Origin of the sequence: Enterococcus sp. 125944 (assembly GCF_051909435.1) — a bacterium.
GTDB lineage: Bacteria > Bacillota > Bacilli > Lactobacillales > Enterococcaceae > Enterococcus_D > Enterococcus_D gallinarum.
The window spans coordinates 67,511-89,448 of sequence record NZ_JBQASY010000001.1; the positions used below are offsets into that span (position 1 = coordinate 67,511).

A 21,938-nucleotide genomic window follows, 5' to 3' on the forward strand; every position below is an offset into this window, starting at 1 on the left:
AAGCCATTATACCAGAATTTCTTTCTGAAATATAGTGCAAAGTTTTCATTTTTACAGAAAAAAACAGATACCCGTAGATATCTGCTCGTCATTTATTGATTTGCGATCGTCAATAATTCTTGAAATGCTGTTGGTGTGCCACCAATAAACAATTCCCGACCATCTAGAGCAAGTTCCTCTCCGGTGATATTCGCCATCTTCAAACCTAATGTTTCCATTAAGATACCGCCAGGGGCATAGTCCCATGGCGCTAGGTTGGAAATATAGCCTGCGCGCTGACCTAAGACCAGCGCAATCAATTCGATGCCCGCACAACCGGTCATCCGTACACCTAGTGCCCGTTCACTCATTTCGACTTCATGATGACGATTATGCATCAACATGGGCGCATTTAATCCGATCAATCCTTCCTCTAAAGCGATATCTTTCGGCGGATCGATTTTTTTTCCGTTGCAAAAGACCCCAATTTCCGGACCACCCCAAAGAAATTCATTTTTCATGACATTATAAACAAAGCCAAAACGTCCTTGGCCTTCTTCATATACAGCAATCATGATACAGAAATTCTCTTTTTCCAACACGAAATTCATGGTTCCGTCAATAGGATCAATGATAAATACTCGTCCACTAAAATCTGAAAGTCGATCTAAACCATTTTCTTCCCCTAGAATTTTTGCTTCTGGGTCAAAGGCTTGAATCTTCTCAATTAGAAAATCCTGCGTCGCCTTATCCAGTTCAGTCACCAAATCTTTCCGACCTGATTTTGTTTCAACGATCAGAGACTCTTTATTTAGGTTTTCTTTGATTTTTTCCCCTGCTGCAATCATCCAGCTATGGATTTCACTAACGATTTCTTGCATGGTTGATTTCTACTCCTTCATTTTCAGTTTACCGCTTGTCGTCTTGGCCGCTTGAACCGTTCGATACAATGAGTATCCGCTCAAGTCTTCGAAATCTCTGCCTAAACGGCGCTCTTCCCCAATACTTGGCACAACTTTCTTAAACTGCTGATAAGCTTCTAAAAACTCCGCTGCCGGGATCCCTTTCTCGTAGGCTTGTTCTAAGCGATCCCATAGATTCATTACAATAACCATTTCATCTGTTGACCAGTCCAGATCTAGAGGATATTGATAATCACGCATTTTAATCACCCCTATTCGTCCTATTCAGTGTACCATAAAAATACAAATTGGTCAGAGACTCTGTCGCAAAATAAAAGAGGACACCTCTCAATGAGAGATGCACCCCCTATTTAAAAAAATGAACGAATGTTTTGAAGAAGACCCCATGATGCCTAGGCCATATCGCCTTTTACAGACTTAATCGAGCTTAGTCCTAGCTCTAACTAAAATACGAGATACCTTAACTCATTCTACGTTGGTTCATTTAGATAGTTGTGCTAGAACTTCAGTAAAGTCTTTAACATAATAGCGTAGGTTTTTTCTTCCCTTAATAAGGATCGTATGTCCCTCGTTTTCCAAAGCGCTTTTTTGTTTCTCGATTCCGCCTGGATACTTAGGGTTTAACTCCCCATTCGCTTTTAATGTCCGCCAGAAAGGAATTTTATCTGTTTTTCTTTGTTCACTAGCCCATGCTGCGATGGAGACAAAAATACCCGCGGTGATTGGATCTGTGAAATCGGCACCATACCTTTCTGCCAGATACTCGCGAATCTTACTAATCGTCATCACTTGGCCTAATGGGATACGCCCCATGATTTGATTGTAATCCACTGGAGGAGCCAAAAGCATTCTCTTTCCCCCATATTTCTCAATACTCTTTTCATCTGTGATTTGCTTGATTTTCGGCATTCCTTTCGTTTCATGGAGCATCTTATTGAAATCTTTCTTTTTTTCATCGACCATACTAGTCCCTCCTTTACTTTCAAAGTACCGCCTCCTAAATCAAACTGCAATGAGAAGCTTCAAATTATTTTGAAAAAGCATGCAAAAATAAAAAGTTCTTGATGATCTGAACGGATTTCCACCAATTCACGCTGATATAAAACTCTGTATATTCTGTGCCCTATTGCCATGGAATAGGGAAAGAACCATCTTCTAGCTGGTTCTCAGAGATTTTAGCGGCTTCTTGCTGACAAAGTTCTTTATCAAAAATGGTGAGCAGTTGTTCTTTCGAGAAAAAAAGTCCGATGGTTTGCTGGTGTAAGAAGTAAACCATTCTTCTGGGGCTTTCGAGACGGTTTGACGAATTTGTTGGCACAACACTTCTTGAAAATTTATGTTCTCCAAAAGAGGTTGATCATGTGTTTTTTTACAATAGTTTAGCATTTCCAAATAAACGACTAACGTATGCCTATCATCGTTGTCTCATTGAGAAAGCTATCAATGGCGGTTTGAAGGATTCCCTCCGCTTGTTGAGATAAACCAGTATCTTCCACACGGATGATCATACCAGCAAAACTCACGGTGGGATTATTAGCCGGCACACCTACAGGACTCTCCTATCAGATGGCATGGGAGTAAAAAGCAGTCGAAGGTACTTGGTTCCGCCATTTCCCTTCAGAAAAATCTTTCCCACTGGACAAGCACCTCAAGATCCCCTGTATTATAGGATTTTTAGCATCAAGGCAATTGATCTCTCGTAAAATACTGCAGGCAGCTCACGCCGCAATCGGGGTGCTGTTGGGTTTCCAATTGTCTGGCTCTAAGCCGTGACCAAAGCCGCCATCCTCGTTTTGATAGACCTCTAACATCTGTATAACATTCTCCCGGCTACCGTCTTCAAAATGAATCTGCCAGCGTGCAAGTTCCAATGGACGTGCATTTTGATAAATAGATTGTCTAGCTTTTTCAAAAGGTTCCTTATTTTCACGCTCTTATTCAGTCTTGTTCAGATCTGTTCAGACTTGTTAAGGCTTGCTAAGACTTGCTAAGACTTATTGGTTACTTTGATTATGACCTAATTTATTATTCGTTACAACGCTGACACTACTAGAACTATCCCTTACAGATAAATGCTAGTCGTCTTTCTTGAAAAGCATTCTTTTGGTGTTTCCTTTTCCTTGATGTTACAGTAAGAATAGCAAGAATAAAGGAGGATTTCATTTGCGCTTAGAAAATAAAAAAATCATCGCGTTAGTCGACAATGATTTCGAGGATTTAGAGCTTTGGTACCCTGTTCACCGTTTGCGAGAAGAAGGCGCTCAAGTGTATTTAGTTGGCGAAGAAGCCCATAAAAGCTATAAAGGAAAATACGGAGTTCCTGCAGAATCTGCGTTTGCTTTTGACGACATCCATGTGGCTGATTATGATGCCATCTTAGTCCCAGGCGGTTGGGCACCGGATAAACTGCGCCGATTCCCACAAGTCATTTCTTTTGTTCAAGCAATGGACAAAGAAGAAAAAGTCATTGGTCAAATATGTCATGCCGGCTGGGTCTTGATTTCCGCGAATATATTGCAAGGAAGAAAAGTGACTAGCACCCCTGGCATAAAAGACGACATGACAAACGCCGGAGCTACTTGGATGGATACACCAGTTATCACCGACGGTCACATCGTTTCTAGCCGTAGACCACCTGACCTGCCCGATTATATGCGGGAATTCATCGCTGTTTTAGAAAAGAAATAACCCGGCTAGGCTGATTCACTTTAACGAAAAAGAGTGGCGATGATTGTTCGCCACTCTTTTTCGTTATCATTTTTGAACATTGCTCTAGCTATTTTTGTCATTCCTTGTCTGCTATTCGGAAAGATCGGAAACAACAGAGGCCTTTGGCAGCTTACGGATCCCCCATAGCGTCAATAACGCTCCAATCAAAGCAAAGCACGTGCCGCACAATAACATCTGCCAGACACCGAAGTTCTGTAAAAGGCTGCCGCCTAAGATATTCCCCAGCACACCGCCTAATGTCGTCGCAATAATGATCAGCGTTTGTCCAAATACCCGATCTTCATCTGCCAATACGTGATTGAAGAGATAAGCAGACGCTGGGATAAATAAAGCAAAACTAAAGCCCTGCAATAGGTGTGTCATTTCCATCATAACAATCGTGCTGGTAAGCAACATCATTACTCCTCTGACTGCAAATGCGATACTAGAAAACAAAAGCCAAAACTTGCTGGACTTTCTTTTGACCAAACGTTCGAAGAATATCATTCCTGGCAACTCGCATAATGCAGCAATCATTAATGAAATTCCTACTTCTTTGCTGCCGCCTCCGATCGAAGCAAAAATCTGTGCCAAGAAGCTATTGATCATTGTGTGAAAGCTGAACAGAAAACTGAATCCTATGAATAACAAAAGTAAAAATGGATATTTTTTTCCTAACCCACCCGAATGCTTCTCTTCTATCTTCAACGGCAGAACCCTTGTTTTCACTGTGGGCAGCAAAAGTAAGAGGACAAAAAACAGTCCTGCTTCTACTAATGCCATTATTGGGAGAAGCGCAGCCGAATAGCTCGCCAACAACTGCCCTAATAAGAAAGAGGTTGCGGCATATCCTAGTGAACCACCTGCTCTCGAAAAACCAAAATTAATCCCATAGCCGGTGTTCACATACTCAAATGCAAGAGCATTGATAAATGACTGCATGGAAACTAGCACGATTGCACCAATGATAAAACTGATAATCGTCAGTGCTGGCAGTAATAACCCTACTAGAAGAGCGATAATCAGGCTCAGTGTCATCCCTTTTAGGACAGCAATCAAGGGAATCCTTTTTCTTTTAATGATCACTTGACTGATGAAAGGCTGAAGCGCGGCTGAAAAAATATTGATAAGTGCTAAGATCCCACCGATTTTTGCTGGATCGATCTTAAAATAAATCAGAAATAATGTGGCAAATCCATAAATTGAACAAAACATCATCCAATAAAGAAATTGCAGACTTGTATAATAGAGACGAATCGTTTTCCCACCCAATTGTTTACGCATACAATCCCCGCCTTCATCCGTTTTAGATAGCAACTTAATATAGCATAATTCAGACAGATTTGCTACAGCAATCAAGTAGGCAACCGTCAGTATTTTATGCCTTTCACTGATACTTGATCCCATAAAAAAACTCGCTCATCGAAAGGATGAACGAGTCTTCTATCATTAAATATGGATTGGTAAGCCTAATGCCAACTCAGCAGCATCCATGGTGATCTCACCTAAAGATGGATGTGGGTGGATCGTTAACGCGATATCTTCTGCGTTCATACCTGATTCGATTGCAAGAGCCAATTCTGAAACCATGTCACTTGCACCTAAACCAGCGATTTGCGCACCGATGATCACATTGTCTTCTACTGTTGTTACTAAGCGGATAAATCCTTCGGTTTTACCAAGAGACAATGCACGACCATTTCCAGAGAATGGGAATTTGTAAGCTTTCGCTTCAATTCCAGCATCTTTTGCATCTTTGATCGTCATACCGACAGAAGCTAATTCTGGATCAGTAAAGGCAACCGCTGGCATTGCTTTATAATCAACAGCAACTTTTTTACCAGAAATGGCTTCAGCAGCAATTTTTGCTTCATAACTTGCTTTATGAGCAAGTGCTGCACCAGGTACGATATCTCCGATTGCAAAGATGTTTGATACGTTCGTACGGCCTTGTTTGTCAACTGTGATCAATCCACGTTCGCCAACTTCAACACCGGCTTGCTCTAAGCCCATGTCATCTGTATTCGGACGTCGACCAACTGTAACCATCACATAGTCAGCTGTCACTGATTCTTCTTTGCCATCAACAGCGTATTTAACCGTTACACTATCGCCATTATCAACAGCTTCTTTAGCCATTGCATTAGTAACGATCGTTACGCCTTTTTTAGCGAAGTCTTCTTCAACTAATTTAACCATATCTTTTTCATAAGTTGGCAAAATTTGAGGAGAACCTTCAAGAATCGTTACTTCTGCTCCAAGGTTTGCATAAGCAGCACCAAGTTCAGAACCGATGACACCGCCACCGATAACAACGAATTTTTTAGGCACTTCTTTCAATGCCAATCCGCCAGTAGAATCAAGCACACGTCCACCGAATTTGAAACCAGGGATTTCAATTGGGCGAGAACCTGTCGCGATGATTGCATTGTTGAAAGAATAAGTTTGAGCTGAATCAGGATGAATCACACGTAATGTGTGATCATCAACAAAGAAAGCTTCCCCTTCAATTGTTTCAACTTTGTGTTTTTTCAATAGGAAGCCAACACCTGAAGTCAATGTTTTCACAACTTTGTTGTCTTTCCATTCTTGTGTTTTAGCAAAATCAAGAGATACGTTTTCGCTTGTTACACCAAACATTGTCGAATCTAGTGATTCTTGGTAATGATGTCCTGCTGCAATCAATGCTTTTGAAGGGATACAACCAACGTTCAAACAAACACCGCCAATGTATTCTCTTTCAATGATCGCAACTTTTTGTCCCATTTCCGCTGCGCGGATGGCAGCTACATAGCCGCCAGGTCCCGCACCGATTACAACTGTATCTAATTCAACAGCAAAATCTCCAACTACCATTTGTTAATCATCCTTCCATCATTAATAGCTCTGGATCAGCTAATAGACGTTTGATATTATTCATTGCTTGTTGCGCTGTTGCACCATCAACGATTCGGTGGTCAAAGCTCAATGAAAGTTTCATTACGCGGCCGACAACGATTTCGCCCTCAGCATTGACGATTGGTTGTTGCGCGATTGTACCAACACCCAAGATAGCTACTTCAGGGTAGTTGATTACTGGTGTGAACCAGCCACCGCCTACAGAACCAATGTTACTGATAGTGATCGTTCCGTTGCGCATGTCATCTGCAGAAAGTTTGCCGTCATGAGCAAGTTTAGCTTTTTCGTTGATTTCATCAGCGATAGCAAACATTCCTTTGCGGTCTGCATCTTTGACATTTGGTACATATAACCCATGATCCGTATCCGTAGCAATACCGATATTGTAGTAGTTTTTGTACACAATTTCTTGTTTTGCATCATCGATTGAAGCATTCAAGATAGGGAATTTTTTGACTGTAGCAGTCAATGCTTTTACAACATATGGCAAGAAAGTAAGTTTTGTGCCATTGGCAGCAGCAACTTCTTTAAATTTCTTACGATTATCCCAAAGATTTGTTACTTCTACTTCATCATGCAATGTTACATGAGGTGCTGTATGTTTGCTGTTGACCATTGCTTTCGCAATTGCTTTACGTGTCGGAGTTAATGCTACACGTTCTTCTAAATCACCCAAGTTAGACTTGAAGGCTTTAGCTGGTGCTGCTGGTTTGCTTTCAGCTGCTGGTGCTTGCGCTTCTTCTTTTGCTGGAGCTGCTGCTTCTGCAGTTGCTGAAGCTCCGCCACCAGATAGGAAGTTCTCAATGTCTTCTTTTGTCACGCGGCCACCTTTGCCAGTTGCAGTTACTTGTGTGATGTCGACATCTTTTTCACGAGCAAATTGACGGACAGAAGGCATTGCTAATACACGTTTGTTTGGATCAGCAGCTTCAACGACACTTGCTGAGCCAGAAGTTTCAACTTTTTCTGGCGCTGCAGTTGGCGCTGCAGAACTAGCAGCTGGTGCACTGTTGTGTCCTGGAGCATCGATTTCTACTAATACATCACCAACATTGGCAACTGTTCCTTCTGATACAAGGATATTTTTTACAGTACCTGTGACTGGAGATGGGATTTCTTCAACTGATTTGTCGTTTTGAACTTCCAATAAAGTATCATCTTCATTGATGGTGTCGCCAGCTTTAACGAACCATTTTACGATTTCGCCTTCTGCAATTCCTTCACCGATATCTGGTAATTTGAATTGGAATACGCCTTCGCCTTCTGAAGAACCAGCAGATGCAGCTTCCGTTGTTGGAACAGCAGCTGGTTGTGCAGGAGTTTGGGCTTGCGCTGCCACACCTGCATCTCCTTCATTGTCTTCATGGCCAGGTGCATCGATTTCTACTAATACATCACCAACATTGGCAACTGTTCCTTCTGATACAAGGATATTTTTTACAGTACCTGTGACTGGAGATGGGATTTCTTCAACTGATTTGTCATTTTGAACTTCCAATAAAGTGTCATCTTCATTGATGGTATCGCCGGGTTTAACGAACCATTTTACGATTTCGCCTTCTGCGATCCCTTCACCGATATCCGGTAATTTAAATTGAAATGCCATTTTCTATTCTTCCCTTCTTCAACTATTAAAAGTTCACGATTTCTTTCACTTTGTCTTCGATATCTTTAGCATTTGGCAACCAGATATTTTCTGCTTGACCGAATGGGAAGATTGTATCTGGAGCAGATACACGTCCAATTGGTGCTTCTAATGAAAGAACCGCACGTTCAGAAATTTCAGAAACGACTTGAGCGCCTACGCCTGCTTGTTTTTGAGCTTCTTGAACAACAACCACACGACCTGTTTTTTCAACAGATTTAATGATTGTTTCCACATCAAGAGGAGCAACTGTACGCAAATCGATAATTTCAGCATTGATGTTTTCTTTTGCTAAGTTATCCGCTGCTTTGATTGCTTCACGAACCATTGCACCATAAGTGATGATCGATACGTCTGTTCCTTCACGAGTCACCGCTGCTTTATCCAATGGAACTTCATACGCTTCTTCTGGCACTTCTTCACGGAATGAACGGTAAAGTTTCATATGTTCTAAGAAAACAACAGGATCATTGCTGCGAATAGAAGCAATTAACAATCCTTTTGCATCGTATGGGTTTGATGGAATCACGACACGGATACCTGGTGATTGAGCAATCAATCCTTCCAAGTTATCTGAGTGCAATTCTGGTGTATGCACACCACCACCAAATGGTGAACGAATCGTAATTGGCAAGTTGCGTGTGCCGCCCATACGGTAGCGAGTACGTGCCATTTGTCCAACGATTTCATCAAATGTTTCAAAAACGAATCCGAAGAATTGAATTTCTGGAACTGGACGGAAACCTTCTAGTGCTAAACCAAAAGCTAAACCGCCGATACCAGATTCAGCAAGAGGGGTATCGAAAACACGATCTTCACCGAATTTTTCTTGTAAACCTTCTGTTGCCCGGAAAACCCCGCCGTTTTTACCGACGTCTTCACCAAAGACTAAAATTTCTTTGTCGTTTTCCATTTCAACAGCTAAGGCATCTGTAATTGCTTGAATCATTGTTTTTTGTGCCATGACTATTTCGACTCCTTCGCTTCGTAAGTTGCAATTTGTTCTTTAATGTTTTGAGGTTGTACTTCAAACATATTTTTCAAGAAATCAGAAACTTTTTGTTTAGGTACACGGTCAGCTTCAGCGATTGCAGCTTTGATTTCTTCTTTAGTTTGTTCAATGATTTGTTCTTCTTTTTCTTCAGACCATAGTCCTTTTTCAGTCAAGTACGTACGGAAGCGAACCAATGGGTCTTTTTGTTGCCATTCGCTGTCCATATCTTTTGAACGGTAACGCGTTGGGTCATCCCCTGATAATGTGTGTGGACCATAACGGTAAGTCAATGTTTCAATCAAAACTGGTCCATTGCCGTTTGCTGCCCATTCACGAGCTGCTTTTGATACAGTGTAAACTGCTAATGGATCCATACCATCCACTTGGATTCCTGGGATACCAGCTGCAGCTGCTTTTTGAGCTAATGTTGGCGCAGCACTTTGAACTTCACGAGGTGTTGAAATCGCAAAACCGTTGTTTTGGATGTAGAATACAGCGTTTGCATGGTAAGCACCAGCAAAGTTGATTGCTTCATAGAAGTCCCCTTGTGAAGAACCGCCATCACCTGTATAAGTGAAGACAACATTTTTCTTGTTGCGCTTTTTCAGACCAAGAGCTACACCAGCAGCTTGCACGTATTGCGCACCGATAATGATTTGTGGTGGTAAAGCTTGCAAGTCTTCTGGATAAAGGTTTCCAGCTACGTGTCCGCGAGACCATAAGAACGCTTCTTTCAATGGAAGGCCGTGTTGGATCAATTGAGGGACATCACGGTAACCAGGTAAAAGCACATCTTCTTTTTCAAATGCAAAATGACTTGCTAATTGACTTGCTTCTTGACCAGCTGTTGGCGCGAAGAAACCTAGACGACCTTGACGGTTTAACGCAGTAGAGCGTTGGTCTAATACACGGGACCATACCATGCGAGTCATCAACTCGACTAATTCGTCGTCACTTAGATCAGGTACTAAATCTGGATTTACGATTTTTCCGTCTTTATCTAATGCTTGATAAGTTGGAAAATCTGCATTGACTTGCTCCAAAATTGCTTGGAAATCAAGTGCTTTTTGTTTTTTTGCCATCTTGACACACTTTCCTCTCTGATATAAAAATTCACTTTCGAATGTAACAGGGATAAAATCTGTATCATCGAAAAATCATTTACTACTATAAATTATCATTTAAACGAGAATAAGACAAGTGAAAAGGTATTTTTTTTTAATAAAACGATTCCCATTAGACCAACTCTTAAGAAACGATTAGTGAAAACAATCACATTTAAGCAATCGCTTTCTTGCTTTGCTCCTTATTAAATTCTTTTTTTCTTTTAAGAATAGTACAGACTTCGCCTTTTAACTAAACAGAAACGTAACACCTCGAGGACTTTCCCTTGTGAATGTTCCGACTTAGTAAAATTAGTTTTTTTGATAATGAGAAAAAAATAATACAGAAGAGAATAAAAAAGAAACAGATAGCATAAAAGTTAAAATCTTTTATGACTATCCGTTTCTTTTCTCAGATCCACTCTTTTGTATAATGAATATAGATTCTCTTAGCTACTTCTACGCTTACCAGGTAGGCAAGAATAATGCCGACAAACCATGGCCAGTAAGAAGATGGTAGCGCTGCAAAATCAAAGACTGTGTGCAGCGGCGACAAGATAATACCGAAACCTACCAAAATCGCAAGAACGCTTGACAGTAAGACTGCTGGCGATGCGATACTTTGGAAAAATGGCAGTTTACGCGTCCGGACCATATGCACGACTAATGTTTGCGTCACAAGACCGATCATGAACCAGCCGGCTTGGAACAGCGCTTGTTCTTGAATGGTATTTGCTTGGAACACATGCCACATCACGAAGAATGTCAAGATATCAAAAATACTGCTGACTGGTCCAATGCTTACGGTGAATTTCAATAAGCCTCTGACTTGCCACTTGACTGGTTTTTCTAGTTCTTCCACATCCACATTATCCCAAGGAATAGTCAACTGTGCCATATCATAGACTAGATTTTGCACCAGCAATTGAATAGAAAGCATTGGCAAGAAAGGCAAGAATGCACTAGCGACAAGGATCGAAAAAACATTCCCAAAGTTTGAACTCAATGTCATCTTGATGTATTTCATCATGTTTGTGAAAACTTTACGGCCTTCAATGACCCCTTTATCTAACACATTCAAGCTTTTTTCTAATAAAATGATCGAACTTGCGTCTTTGGTAATGTCTGCGGCCGTATCTACAGAAATACCGACATCAGCAGCCCGCAGTGCAGGCGCATCATTGATTCCATCTCCCATAAATCCGACAGTATGACCATCGGCTTGCAGCGACTGAATGATGCGTGACTTTTGCATAGGATTCAACTTAGCAAATAGATTGACCGCTTCTGCTTTTTCAGCCAATTCTTCATCAGAGAGACGATCAACGTCTATCCCTAGAAGATAGTCGTTCACTTCGATCCCCACATCTTTACACACCTTTTGCGCCACGATCGCATTGTCACCAGTCAAAACTTTCACGTTGACACCATGACCATGTAATGAAGCAATAGCTGTTTTTGCGGACTCTTTCGCTGGGTCTAAAAAGCCCATGAATCCGATCATGATCATATCTTGTTCATCTTCAACTGAGTAGACGGCTTCTGCGTGAGCATCTCGCTTGATTGCTACTGTTAGGACACGCATGCCCTGTTTGTTCAAGCGGTGATTTACCTCACGAAGTTTTTCTCTTAATTCATCTGTCAATTCCAGAACTTGTCCGTTGACTTCCACGTATTTGCAGACTTTCTCCATTTCCTCAGCAGCACCTTTTGTGACCATGATCTGGTGCCCATCTGCTTTGACAACCACTGTTAAACGCCGGCGGGAAAAGTCAAAGGGGATTTCATCCACTTTGATGACTTCTTGATAAGGCGCTTGGCGCTCTGTATCTTCGAAGTAGTTCAATACCGCAATATCCATCAAATTTTTCCAACCTGTTTGATAGTAGGAATTCAAATAGGTCATATCCAACACTTGTTGGTCTTCTTTACCAAACGGATTCAGATGCTGCACTAATACGACGCGATCTTCAGTGATCGTGCCGGTTTTATCCGTACATAAAACGTCCATACTGCCCAAGTTTTGAATCGAAGGCAATTCTTTGACGATCACTTTTTCTTTAGCTAACGACATGGCACCTTTTGCTAAATTACTTGTGACGATCATTGGCAACATTTCCGGAGTCAAGCCAACAGCTACAGCGATTGCGAAGAAAAGGGCTTCTCCCCAGTCGCCTTTTGTCAATCCATTGATCAAAAAGACGATGGGAAACAAAACCATTACCATTCGCAGCAACAATTTACTGACTTTCGTCAAACCATCCTCAAAAGTAGTCTTTCCTCGTTTTGACGTTGCATTTTTGGCAATATCACCAAAAAAAGTACTTTGACCGGTTTTTAAAATAATTGCTTTACCTTGTCCACTAAGGACATCCGTTCCCATGAAAACCAAATCTTGCATATCTAATGCGGAAATCGTTTCTTTAGAATCTTTGATCCCAGCATCGACAAATTTTTCCACCGGCATAGATTCTCCGGTCAGAGAAGATTGATTGATAAATAAATCTTTTGTCCAAATCAAAATAGCATCTGCCGGAATCATATCCCCGGTTGCCAATGTCACGATGTCTCCTGGTACGACTTCATCCATCGGAATCTCGATCGTTTCGCCGTCTCGAGTGACAGAACATGTATTTTCAATTAATTCTTTTAAGGCCAAACTTGCTTTTTGCGAACGATATTCTTGCACGAATGTGATCGTAACACTTGCTAAGATCATGATTCCCATCACGACCACTGCTTCATAATCACCTGTGAAAAAAGAAATGACCATCAGCAAAGCCAAAACTAATACAAAAGGATCTTTGAAAGCACTTAAAAACATCAGCCAAGCAGGTGTTGGTTTTTGTGCATCTACTTGGTTTGGTCCATATTCGTCCAGACGTTCTGCTGCATCCTCTTTTGATAGTCCATTAAACGAAGTCCGCATTTCCATCAGTAACTCTCTTTCCGAAAGTTGTGCAAGTAATTTTAATTCTTGGTCTTTAGATAATTTTTTTAACATCTTCTTTTCCTCCTATAACTAGGAGTTGCATTTGCTACCCCTAGCATTCTTTTTATTGTTCATCTGGGGACTGGGGTATTCCATGTTCATCTTCCTCTCTGTTTATCAAGCAAGAAACTCTGGATCATGCAGAAGTGTTGGTCAAAAATAAAGGCAGTCAGCAATTGTCTTGCAGCACCTCATAAAGGTCTGTATGTATCAGCTAAAATAAAGGCATCAGTGACCATTAACACAAAAAAACGCATGCTCCCAATAAGCATGCGTAAAAAACTCATGATCATTGTAGAGCTTTAGCACTATAGGGCGTAGATAACTTGACGTTATCAGCTGCTTTGGGTTTAACCTTCACGATTAGACCTGTCCTACCAACTAAGCATCTCTCGATACTTTTGCGGCAGCAGCTTGTGTCCATATAGGAGCCTCACCTAACAATTATTTATTTCTATCCTCACTATAGTCTATCTAATTATATAGGTCAACCATTATGTGAAAATACTTTTGTTATTTTTCAATTCCATTTTCAGTTTTTGGATCATTGGATCGAAGGATCTGCCATTCCGGACAGACGGTAATATTGAGCCAACACTTCTTTGATTCGCTGACTTGCTTTACCATCACCATAAGGATTTTCAGCATGCGCCATTGCGGTATATGCAGCGTGATCCTGCAACAACTGCTTCGTTGCTTGATACACATCCTCTTCCCCTGTACCGACCAATTTCAACGTTCCTGCCGCAATGCCTTCTGGACGTTCAGTTGTGTCCCGCAACACCAATACAGGAACACCGAGAGAAGGGGCTTCTTCCTGGACACCGCCGGAATCAGTTAGAATCAATGTGCTTTGGTTGGCAAAATTGTGAAAATCGATGACATCTAAAGGTTCAATCAATGTAACATTCTCTAAAGCACCCAGAGTTTCTTGGGCAATTTCTCGAACTTTGGGATTTTTATGCATCGGAAAAACGACTGAGACTTCTGGAAACTCGCCTGCAATTCGAGCCAATGCCTGAAAAACATTCTTCATCGGCTGACCTAAATTCTCTCTGCGGTGCATCGTCAACAAAATCTTTCGCTGTTTTTTGTCTGTTAGTGTAGGATGCTGATAGTCTTGAGAAACAGTGTAGCGCATGGCATCAATCGCGGTATTGCCAGTGACAAAGATGGCTTCTGGATCATGATTTTCCGCAAGTAGATTTTCTTTACTTTGAAGCGTTGGAGCAAAGTAAAGATCCGTTAGCACATCGATGAGTTGCCGGTTGGCTTCTTCCGGATAGGGTGATCGTTTATTCCACGTCCGCAAACCAGCTTCAACATGACCGATCGGGATCTGAGCGTAAAAAGCTGCGGTTGCTGCGGCATATGCCGTTGTTGTGTCACCATGAACAAGCACAATTGACGGTTTTTCTTGGTGGAGAATCGGTTCTAATTCCAGCAAGACTTTTGTAGTGATGCCGGTCAACGTCTGTCCCAATGTCATGATATCCAAGTCGTAATCAGGTTCGATCGCAAAAACCTCTAATACTTGATCTAACATCTCGCGATGTTGGGCTGTCACCACGACAATTGATTGAAATCGAGGATCAGCCTCTAATTCTTTTACCAAAGGCGCCATCTTGATGGCTTCCGGTCTTGTCCCAAAAACGGACATTACTTTGATAGTCAAACACTCACCTGCTTCTTTCTGCATGTTTACTTTATTGTTATTGCTCTTACTCACTTAGTCAACTGAATATCCGCTTTTAGCTCAGAATATTTTTTAGTTTTTTTCATCATTTCTTCTATTATAACGAAAGATTAAGAAAAACCAAATAGTCGATAAAGATGATTCCACAAAAAGCAGAAGGTCAGCGCTGAAAATAAAAAAAACAAAAGACTTGTTGCCCTCAGCAGCAAGTGATAAGAATGTTTTCCTATCGCTTGCTGCAAGACCAAGAAATCTTTTGGATCGAACTTTTATTCATGCCACTGTCAATTCTACAGCCGAAGCAACTTAAATTGTATCGCCATTGAAAATCGAGTTTTTCACGATCACATAATCAACTTTTCGAATCGATTCGAGGTCTTTGCCACCGGCATAGGAGATCGATGATTGTAGATCTTGCTGCATCTCAACCAAAGTATCTTTCAAAGAACCTTTGTAAGGGATCCAGATTTTTTTCCCTTCGACGTTTTTCTTTTCCCCTTTTTGGAATTCAGAAGCAGAGCCAAAGTATTCTTTTAAAACGACACCATTTTCGACTTTTGTTTCCCCGGGAGATTCTTCATGTCCAGCAAACAATGAACCAATCATGACCATCGTTGCCCCAAAACGAACAGATTTTGCGATATCTCCATGGGTGCGGATTCCCCCATCGGCGATAATCGGCTTGCGAGCTGCTTTTGCACACCAGCGTAATGCAGCTAATTGCCACCCACCAGTTCCAAAACCAGTTTTGATTTTAGTGATACAAACTTTCCCTGGTCCGATCCCGACTTTCGTTGCATCCGCGCCGGCATTTTCCAATTCTCGGACCGCTTCAGGTGTACCAACGTTCCCTGCGATCACAAAAGCATCTGGTAAATGTTTTTTGATATGTTGGATCATATTGATGACAGCATTGGAATGTCCATGGGCAATATCGATCGTAATATAATCAGGCACCAGTCCTTCAGCAGCCAATGTTTCGACAAAAGTATACTCATAATCTTTGACACCGACACTGATCGAAGAGATCAGGCCTTTTTCCTTCATTTTTTTGATAAAAGGAATGCGGGCTGCTTCGTCAAAGCGATGCATAATATAAAAATAGCCATTTTCAGCTAAAAATTCTGCGATTGATTCATCAATGATCGTTTGCATATTTGCAGGAACGACCGGCATTTTAAATGAATGTTTGCCTAAAGTAACCGTCGTATCACATTCTGAACGGCTATTCACGATACATTTGTTAGGGATCAATTGTATATCTTCGTAATCAAAAACTTTCATGTCAAACATAAAAATATCCTCCAAATCTTGATAAGAGTGAAGCAAGCATCAAATGGCTGTCGCCTATTTTTAATGCCCACAACAATTTAAACCAGCTCACTCATAAATACAAGTGTTTTAGAATCTTTTTTAAAAAAAGCAACAGGAATGTTCGTCTTTTACGAACATTCCTGAGATAGTTTCCATTAAATAAAGGGTTTCTTCTTTTTTTTAAGGTAAAATATTGCCAGCTGCCAAATATACTTCATACCATTCTTGGCGTGTCAACACAATCGTAGATGCCTTAGCGATCTCTTCGATACGATGCGGCGTCATCGTGCCTGCGATCACCTGCATATTTGCTGGGTGCCGTAGAATCCAAGCAGATGCGATTCCTGTCGCAGTCGTTTGATACTTCTCAGCCAATTCTTCCAGTTTTGCATTCAGTTCTGGGAATTTCTCATTTCCGATGAAGACACCTTCAAAGAATCCATATTGGTATGGCGACCACGCTTGGATCGTCATATCATTCAGCCGAGAATACTCAAGAATGCCGCCATCATGATCGACACTGCCGCTATCCGTCATATTGACATGGATGCCTCGATCGATCATTCCAGTATGCATGATGCCAAATTGCAATTGATTGGCCAGCAATGGTTGAGAGACATATTTTTTCAACAATTCGATTTGACCAGGATTTTGATTGCTGACTCCAAAATACTTAACTTTTCCCGCTTTTTCCAGCTCGTCGAAAGCAGCAGCGACTTCTTCGGGCTCCACTAACGTATCCGGGCGATGCAACAGCAACGCGTCAAGATAATCCATTTTCAAGCGTTTCAAACTGCCTTCAACGGATTTAATAATGTGTTCTTTCGAAAAATCGAACATTTTCCCTGGGACGATACCACATTTCGATTGAATGAAAAGATCTTCCCTTTTATATTCGGTTTGTGCAAGGGCATCTGCAAAAATACTTTCGCATTCGCCACCGCCATAGATATCTGCATGATCAAAGAAAGTAATACCATTATCGATTGCTGTCGTCAGTACAGCTACAGGATCTTTTGCATTATTGATTCGCATCAATCCCAAAATGACACTTGAAACTTCTAAATCGGTTGAACCAAATTTAATTTTTTTCACGTATTTTTCCTCCTCTGTTTGCTCTTCTATTTTAGCATATCCGTTTGAAAACGCTACCTCTTTTTAAGAAAAAAAGATCGCTGTTCTCTCATCAGCGATCTTTTGTTTAAACGATGGAACCAAAGAGAAGTTACGGTTACTTTAATGCTTTGGCACCAATATCTTTTCGATAAAACATCTTGTTCAAAGGCATTTTTGCTAGCGCTTGGTAAACTTTCTTTTGCGCTTCCTCCAAAGAAGCACCTTGCCCTTCCGCTAAAAATACTCGCCCGCCTGCTGCCACCAATTCTCCTGCTCTTTCAGCAACCCCTGCATAAAACAGTTGAACATCTTCAGCCGCTTTTTGCGGAATGATCATTCCCTGTTGATAGGTTTCTGGATACCCTTCAGCCGCCACGACCACACCAACAGAAAACTGCTGATTCCAAGTAATCTCCGGCTGTCTTCCATTGAGCAATGCATCAATAATCTGAGCTAACCCACTCGTTAGCCGACTCAAAACGACTTGCGTCTCTGGATCTCCAAAACGAGCATTGAATTCAATCACTTTAGGTCCTTCAACTGTAGCAATCAGCCCCGCATATAAAATACCCGTAAAGGGTGTTCCTTGATCAATCATTCCTGTAGCAGCCGGGATCAAAACCGTCTCGATTGCTTGATCGATCATTGACTGAGGAATTTGCGGAACAGGAGAGTAAGCTCCCATTCCACCAGTATTCGGTCCTTCATCCCCATCAAACGCTCGTTTATGATCTTGCGCAATCACCATGGGATAAACTTGCTCTTCATGAACAAAAGCCAGCAGCGAAAACTCTTCTCCTTCCAGAAAATCTTCGATCACAACTTTGGCACCACTTTGACCAAATTTTTGTTCTTCCAACATTTCTTCTACCGCAGCCAGTGCCTGATCCACTGTTGCTGCGACAACGACCCCTTTTCCAGCAGCTAAACCGTCTGCTTTGATTACGATTGGGGCACCTTTTTCTTGGATATACGCTTTCGCTTTTTCACTATCTACAAAAGACTGGTATTCAGCGGTTGGAATCTGATATTTTGCCATCAATTCTTTGGCAAATTCCTTCGAACCTTCAATCATCGCCGCTGCTTTATTTGGGCCAAAAATGTTCAATCCTGCAGCTTGGAAATCATCAACGATGCCATTAAGCAAAGGAACTTCAGGGCCTACAAAGGTCCAATCGATGGCCATCTCTTTTGCAAACGCGATCAAGCTTTGATGGTCTGTTTCAGGGATAGCAACTACCTGAATGCCATCGCTGACCATGCCCGGATTCCCTTTCGCGCAGTAGACTGTTTCTACGATCGGATCTGCGAGTAATTTCTTGGCGATTGCATGTTCCCTACCACCACTACCAATAACTAAAAGCTTCATCTGCTCCTCCTGAATTTAATGTCTTTTAATGTCTAAAATGCCGAACGCCAGTAAAGATCATCGCTACTCCGTATTGATCTGCCATTTCGATAGACGCTTGGTCTTTAATACTGCCTCCAGGTTGAATGATCGCCTTGATTCCCCGTTTTGCAGCATATTCCACGCTATCATCCATTGGGAAGAACGCATCGCTAGCTAAAACTGCATCCGTTAATTTTCCAGCTTCAGCAGCTTGTTCAATGGCGATTTTTACAGAACCCACGCGATTCATTTGGCCAGCACCAATTCCAACTGTTTGATATTGGTTCGCTAAAACGATGGCATTTGATTTGACATGTTTTACCGCTTTCCAAGCAAAAGCCATTGCTTCCAACTCATTCTTGCTAGGCTGACGTTTCGTTACGACCGTCCAATCCTTAGGAGATTCTGCTAATGTATCTTGTTCTTGAACTAATAAACCACCTAATACAGAGACCATTTCTGTTTCGACAGGATTTGCTACAAAATCTAACGTCATCAAGCGAATGTTTTTCTTCTTCGTCAAAATATCCAGCGCCGCTGGTTCAAAAGCAGGCGCAATCACGATCTCAAGAAATATTTGATGCAGTGCCGCAGCTGTTGCTTCATCAACGGGGCGATTCAATACGATGATTCCTCCAAAAATCGAAACTGGATCTGCTTCGTATGCCCGTTCAAAAGCGTCAAAAATCGTCGTCGCTGTTCCGATACCACAAGGATTCATATGTTTAAGAGCGACTGCAGTGGGTTCCGTAAATTCTTTTGCGATTCGCAAAGCGGCATCCGCATCTTTGATGTTGTTGTAGGACAATTCTTTGCCGTGAAGTTGTTTTGCACTAGCGATCGAATAAGGAACTGGCAATGCATCTTGATAAAAAGCAGCAGTTTGATGGCTATTTTCTCCGTAGCGCAACGTTTGTTTCAATTCATACGTCAGTGTCAACTTCTCCGGTTCAGATTCTTCAACTGCTTTTGTCAAATAATCGGCGATCAAGGCATCATAAGCTGCTGTATGGCGAAATACTTTAGCCGCTAAGCGTTTGCGCGTGGCAAGCTGCGTCTGACCGGTTTCCGTCAATTCATCTAGAATGAGGGGATAATCTTTAGGATCAACGATCACTGTCACTGCAGCAAAGTTTTTTGCAGCGGAGCGCAGCATGCTTGGTCCACCAATATCGATATTCTCAATGGCTTGCTCTTCTGTCACATCCGCTTGGGCAATCGTTTCCTTAAAAGGATAAAGGTTGACAACAACCAGATCGATCGGCGCAATGTCATGTTTTTCCATTGCTGCTAAATGTTCAGGCAGGTCCCGGCGACCCAGCAAACCACCGTGGATCTTTGGATGCAATGTTTTGACACGTCCGTCCATCATTTCGGGAAATCCTGTGACCGTTTCTATCGCAATCGGTTCAAGACCAGCCGCTTCCAAAGCAGATTTTGTCCCTCCTGTCGAAATGATTTCGTAGCCGTTTTGTACTAAATTTTTGGCAAAAGATACGATCCCTTGTTTATCTGACACACTGATCAACGCTCTTTTTTTCACGATTGATGGTCTCCTTTATGAATGATTTCAGCTATGACCGCTGGATAGACTCGATGCTCTAATTGATGGATCTTTGCTTCTAAGCTTTCTAATGTATCTTCCGATTCGATACGTACCACTTCTTGCGCAATGATCGGCCCCGTATCGATACCACTGTCAACGTAATGAATGGTGATCCCAGTCACCTTCACTCCATAATGAAAGGCATCGGCAATACCGGATTTTCCAGGAAAACTAGGCAGCAATGAGGGATGCAGATTGATGATTCTATTGGGAAAAGCGGCTAGCAACGTAGGTCCAACGATCCGCATATAGCCTGCCAAAACGATCAGCTCTATCGAATGTTCCGCCAACTCGTTCAACAGTGCAGCTTCGAACGCTGCTTTCGAAGGAAATTTCTGCGGGGATAACTGCAATGTCGGTACCCCCGCGTCTTTAGCCCGTTCCAAGACAAATGCGGCGGCATTATCTGAGAACAGCAGCGCTAATGTAGCCCCTTTGAGTTCTTCTCCTCTAATCGCATCGGCAATTGCGGTAAAATTACTGCCGTTTCCTGATGCAAAAACAGCGATCCTCATAGCGGATCTCCTTGTAAAAGAACCGCATGTTCTTGAGCCTCCGTTACTTTACCAATAACGTAAGCCGCTTCATTCTGCTCGTTTAACAAAGCTAGCACTTGTTCTTTCTTCTCTGGTGCAACAGCAAGAACCATCCCTATCCCCATATTGAAGATCTCATACATTTCATGGGCCGGGATTTTTCCATAAGAAGCTAGAGCCTCAAAAATCGGCAGTTGCGGCCACGTTCCCAGTGTGATTTCTGCTGTTGTCTGCGGCGGCAACATCCGGGGAATATTCTCGATAAAGCCGCCACCCGTGATATGCGAGATACCGTCAATTAATTGTTTTTCAAGTAACGGCAGTACAGCGGATACGTAGATTCTCGTTGGTGTTAACAATTCTTCTCCGAGAGTTTTTCCGCCTAATTCCGGCAACTTCTCTGCCATTTGAAAACCTTGCTGTTCAAAAAAGATCTTGCGAACCAATGAATACCCGTTTGAATGGATACCAGAAGCAGGCAGCCCGATCAGAAAATGTCCCGGTTCAATCGATGCTCCCGTGATCAGACGAGATTTTTCAACAATTCCCACCGCAAAACCAGCCAAGTCATAGTCCTCTTCCGAGTACATCCCTGGCATTTCTGCTGTTTCACCGCCTATCAGAGCCGCTCCCGACTGAACGCAGCCCTCTGCAACCCCGGCGATAATTTGTTCGATTTTTTCGGGATCATTCTTGCCCACTGCGACATAATCCAAAAAATAGATCGGTTCTGCTCCTTGAGCGACAATATCATTGACACACATCGCAACACAATCGATTCCAATCGTTTGGTGTTGATTTTGTTGGATCGCTACTAATAATTTCGTTCCTACACCATCAGTACCGGATACCAGCACTGGTTCTTTCAGCGGATAGTTTGACAAGTCAAAACAGCCGCCAAAACCACCGATGGCACCCATTACACCTAACCGTTCTGTTCTTTTGACATGTTTTTTGATTCGATCAACGACTTCATACCCGGCGTTCACATCAACACCAGCCTTTGCATAAGCATTTGCCACTTTGAGTTCCTCCTG

18 protein-coding genes and 1 riboswitch are annotated in these 21,938 nt (G+C 42.1%); of the genes, 1 reads left to right on the top strand and 17 read right to left on the bottom strand.

Annotated elements, in window-relative coordinates:
* Positions 1-92: 92 nt before the first annotated feature.
* The 4 genes from ACTFWY_RS00325 to ACTFWY_RS00340 all read right to left on the bottom strand — a co-directional run bounded on the left by ACTFWY_RS00325 (position 93) and on the right by ACTFWY_RS00340 (position 2,178).
* Positions 93-860 carry an inositol monophosphatase family protein gene (locus ACTFWY_RS00325; protein ID WP_003127227.1) on the bottom strand — a complete coding sequence of 256 codons (768 nt, stop codon included), beginning with the start codon at positions 858-860 and terminating at the stop codon, positions 93-95.
* 9 nt (positions 861-869) lie between these two features.
* Positions 870-1,142 carry a UPF0223 family protein gene (locus ACTFWY_RS00330; protein WP_029486895.1) on the bottom strand — a complete coding sequence of 91 codons (273 nt, stop codon included), beginning with the start codon at positions 1,140-1,142 and terminating at the stop codon, positions 870-872.
* A gap of 240 nt (positions 1,143-1,382) precedes the next feature.
* Positions 1,383-1,865, bottom strand: coding sequence for an MGMT family protein (locus ACTFWY_RS00335; RefSeq protein ID WP_060814866.1), 483 nt, complete (start codon positions 1,863-1,865; stop codon positions 1,383-1,385).
* A 160-nt stretch (positions 1,866-2,025) separates the two neighbouring features.
* Entirely contained in the window at positions 2,026-2,178 is a 153-nt protein-coding gene (locus tag ACTFWY_RS00340) for a hypothetical protein (protein WP_311811082.1), read from the bottom strand.
* An 887-nt stretch (positions 2,179-3,065) separates the two neighbouring features.
* On the opposite strand from ACTFWY_RS00340, the gene ACTFWY_RS00345 reads away from it, so the two are divergent.
* Entirely contained in the window at positions 3,066-3,590 is a 525-nt protein-coding gene (locus tag ACTFWY_RS00345; RefSeq protein WP_311811081.1) for a type 1 glutamine amidotransferase domain-containing protein, read from the top strand.
* A 111-nt stretch (positions 3,591-3,701) separates the two neighbouring features.
* Here the strand turns inward: ACTFWY_RS00345 and ACTFWY_RS00350 are convergent, their stop codons facing one another.
* From ACTFWY_RS00350 to purM, 13 genes are all read right to left on the bottom strand, one after another.
* Complete coding sequence (locus tag ACTFWY_RS00350) at positions 3,702-4,895, bottom strand: MFS transporter (protein ID WP_311811095.1); 1,194 nt, start codon at positions 4,893-4,895, stop codon at positions 3,702-3,704.
* Positions 4,896-5,060: 165 nt separating this feature from the next.
* A complete protein-coding gene (gene lpdA / locus ACTFWY_RS00355; RefSeq protein WP_003127217.1) occupies positions 5,061-6,467 on the bottom strand; it encodes a dihydrolipoyl dehydrogenase in 1,407 nt (468 codons plus the stop codon).
* A gap of 7 nt (positions 6,468-6,474) precedes the next feature.
* The gene (locus ACTFWY_RS00360; protein WP_005472521.1) at positions 6,475-8,115 is read right to left on the bottom strand and encodes a dihydrolipoyllysine-residue acetyltransferase; all 1,641 of its coding nucleotides are present in this window, start codon (positions 8,113-8,115) and stop codon (positions 6,475-6,477) included.
* A gap of 25 nt (positions 8,116-8,140) precedes the next feature.
* Entirely contained in the window at positions 8,141-9,118 is a 978-nt protein-coding gene (locus ACTFWY_RS00365) for an alpha-ketoacid dehydrogenase subunit beta (RefSeq protein ID WP_003127215.1), read from the bottom strand.
* A gap of 2 nt (positions 9,119-9,120) precedes the next feature.
* Positions 9,121-10,230: a pyruvate dehydrogenase (acetyl-transferring) E1 component subunit alpha gene (pdhA, locus tag ACTFWY_RS00370; protein ID WP_003127214.1), complete on the bottom strand. Its 1,110-nt coding sequence runs from the start codon at positions 10,228-10,230 to the stop codon at positions 9,121-9,123.
* 433 nt (positions 10,231-10,663) lie between these two features.
* Positions 10,664-13,255 (bottom strand): magnesium-translocating P-type ATPase, encoded by a 2,592-nt coding sequence (mgtA, locus tag ACTFWY_RS00375; protein WP_439926745.1) that lies wholly within the window; start codon positions 13,253-13,255, stop codon positions 10,664-10,666.
* A gap of 269 nt (positions 13,256-13,524) precedes the next feature.
* A riboswitch (M-box (ykoK) riboswitch) is annotated at positions 13,525-13,695 on the bottom strand.
* A 92-nt stretch (positions 13,696-13,787) separates the two neighbouring features.
* On the bottom strand, positions 13,788-14,918 hold the full coding sequence (gene wecB / locus ACTFWY_RS00380) for a non-hydrolyzing UDP-N-acetylglucosamine 2-epimerase (RefSeq protein WP_060814877.1): 1,131 nt from the start codon (positions 14,916-14,918) through the stop codon (positions 13,788-13,790).
* A gap of 327 nt (positions 14,919-15,245) precedes the next feature.
* Positions 15,246-16,223 (bottom strand): GMP reductase, encoded by a 978-nt coding sequence (gene guaC, locus ACTFWY_RS00385; protein WP_003127210.1) that lies wholly within the window; start codon positions 16,221-16,223, stop codon positions 15,246-15,248.
* Between the two features lie 210 nt (positions 16,224-16,433).
* A complete protein-coding gene (locus tag ACTFWY_RS00390) occupies positions 16,434-17,348 on the bottom strand; it encodes an aldo/keto reductase (protein ID WP_171917732.1) in 915 nt (304 codons plus the stop codon).
* A gap of 136 nt (positions 17,349-17,484) precedes the next feature.
* Complete coding sequence (gene purD, locus ACTFWY_RS00395; protein ID WP_060814868.1) at positions 17,485-18,738, bottom strand: phosphoribosylamine--glycine ligase; 1,254 nt, start codon at positions 18,736-18,738, stop codon at positions 17,485-17,487.
* 25 nt (positions 18,739-18,763) lie between these two features.
* Positions 18,764-20,302 (bottom strand): bifunctional phosphoribosylaminoimidazolecarboxamide formyltransferase/IMP cyclohydrolase, encoded by a 1,539-nt coding sequence (gene purH, locus ACTFWY_RS00400; protein WP_060814869.1) that lies wholly within the window; start codon positions 20,300-20,302, stop codon positions 18,764-18,766.
* On the bottom strand, positions 20,299-20,880 hold the full coding sequence (gene purN, locus ACTFWY_RS00405; RefSeq protein WP_021150959.1) for a phosphoribosylglycinamide formyltransferase: 582 nt from the start codon (positions 20,878-20,880) through the stop codon (positions 20,299-20,301). The genes purH and purN overlap by 4 nt, the downstream gene beginning before the upstream one ends.
* Complete coding sequence (gene purM / locus ACTFWY_RS00410) at positions 20,877-21,923, bottom strand: phosphoribosylformylglycinamidine cyclo-ligase (protein ID WP_005472505.1); 1,047 nt, start codon at positions 21,921-21,923, stop codon at positions 20,877-20,879. The genes purN and purM overlap by 4 nt, the downstream gene beginning before the upstream one ends.
* Between the last annotated feature and the right edge of the window lie 15 nt (positions 21,924-21,938).

Coding starts and splice junctions, on each gene's coding strand:
- pdhA (WP_003127214.1), bottom strand. CDS start 10,230: ATGGCAAAAAAACAAAAAGCACTTGATTTCCAAGCAATTTTGGAGCAA.
- guaC (WP_003127210.1), bottom strand. CDS start 16,223: ATGAAAGTTTTTGATTACGAAGATATACAATTGATCCCTAACAAATGT.
- ACTFWY_RS00325 (WP_003127227.1), bottom strand. CDS start 860: ATGCAAGAAATCGTTAGTGAAATCCATAGCTGGATGATTGCAGCAGGG.
- ACTFWY_RS00350 (WP_311811095.1), bottom strand. CDS start 4,895: ATGCGTAAACAATTGGGTGGGAAAACGATTCGTCTCTATTATACAAGT.
- purN (WP_021150959.1), bottom strand. CDS start 20,880: ATGAGGATCGCTGTTTTTGCATCAGGAAACGGCAGTAATTTTACCGCA.
- ACTFWY_RS00360 (WP_005472521.1), bottom strand. CDS start 8,115: ATGGCATTTCAATTTAAATTACCGGATATCGGTGAAGGGATCGCAGAA.
- ACTFWY_RS00340 (WP_311811082.1), bottom strand. CDS start 2,178: ATGGTTTACTTCTTACACCAGCAAACCATCGGACTTTTTTTCTCGAAA.
- lpdA (WP_003127217.1), bottom strand. CDS start 6,467: ATGGTAGTTGGAGATTTTGCTGTTGAATTAGATACAGTTGTAATCGGT.
- ACTFWY_RS00335 (WP_060814866.1), bottom strand. CDS start 1,865: ATGGTCGATGAAAAAAAGAAAGATTTCAATAAGATGCTCCATGAAACG.
- ACTFWY_RS00330 (WP_029486895.1), bottom strand. CDS start 1,142: ATGCGTGATTATCAATATCCTCTAGATCTGGACTGGTCAACAGATGAA.
- mgtA (WP_439926745.1), bottom strand. CDS start 13,255: ATGTTAAAAAAATTATCTAAAGACCAAGAATTAAAATTACTTGCACAA.
- ACTFWY_RS00365 (WP_003127215.1), bottom strand. CDS start 9,118: ATGGCACAAAAAACAATGATTCAAGCAATTACAGATGCCTTAGCTGTT.
- purD (WP_060814868.1), bottom strand. CDS start 18,738: ATGAAGCTTTTAGTTATTGGTAGTGGTGGTAGGGAACATGCAATCGCC.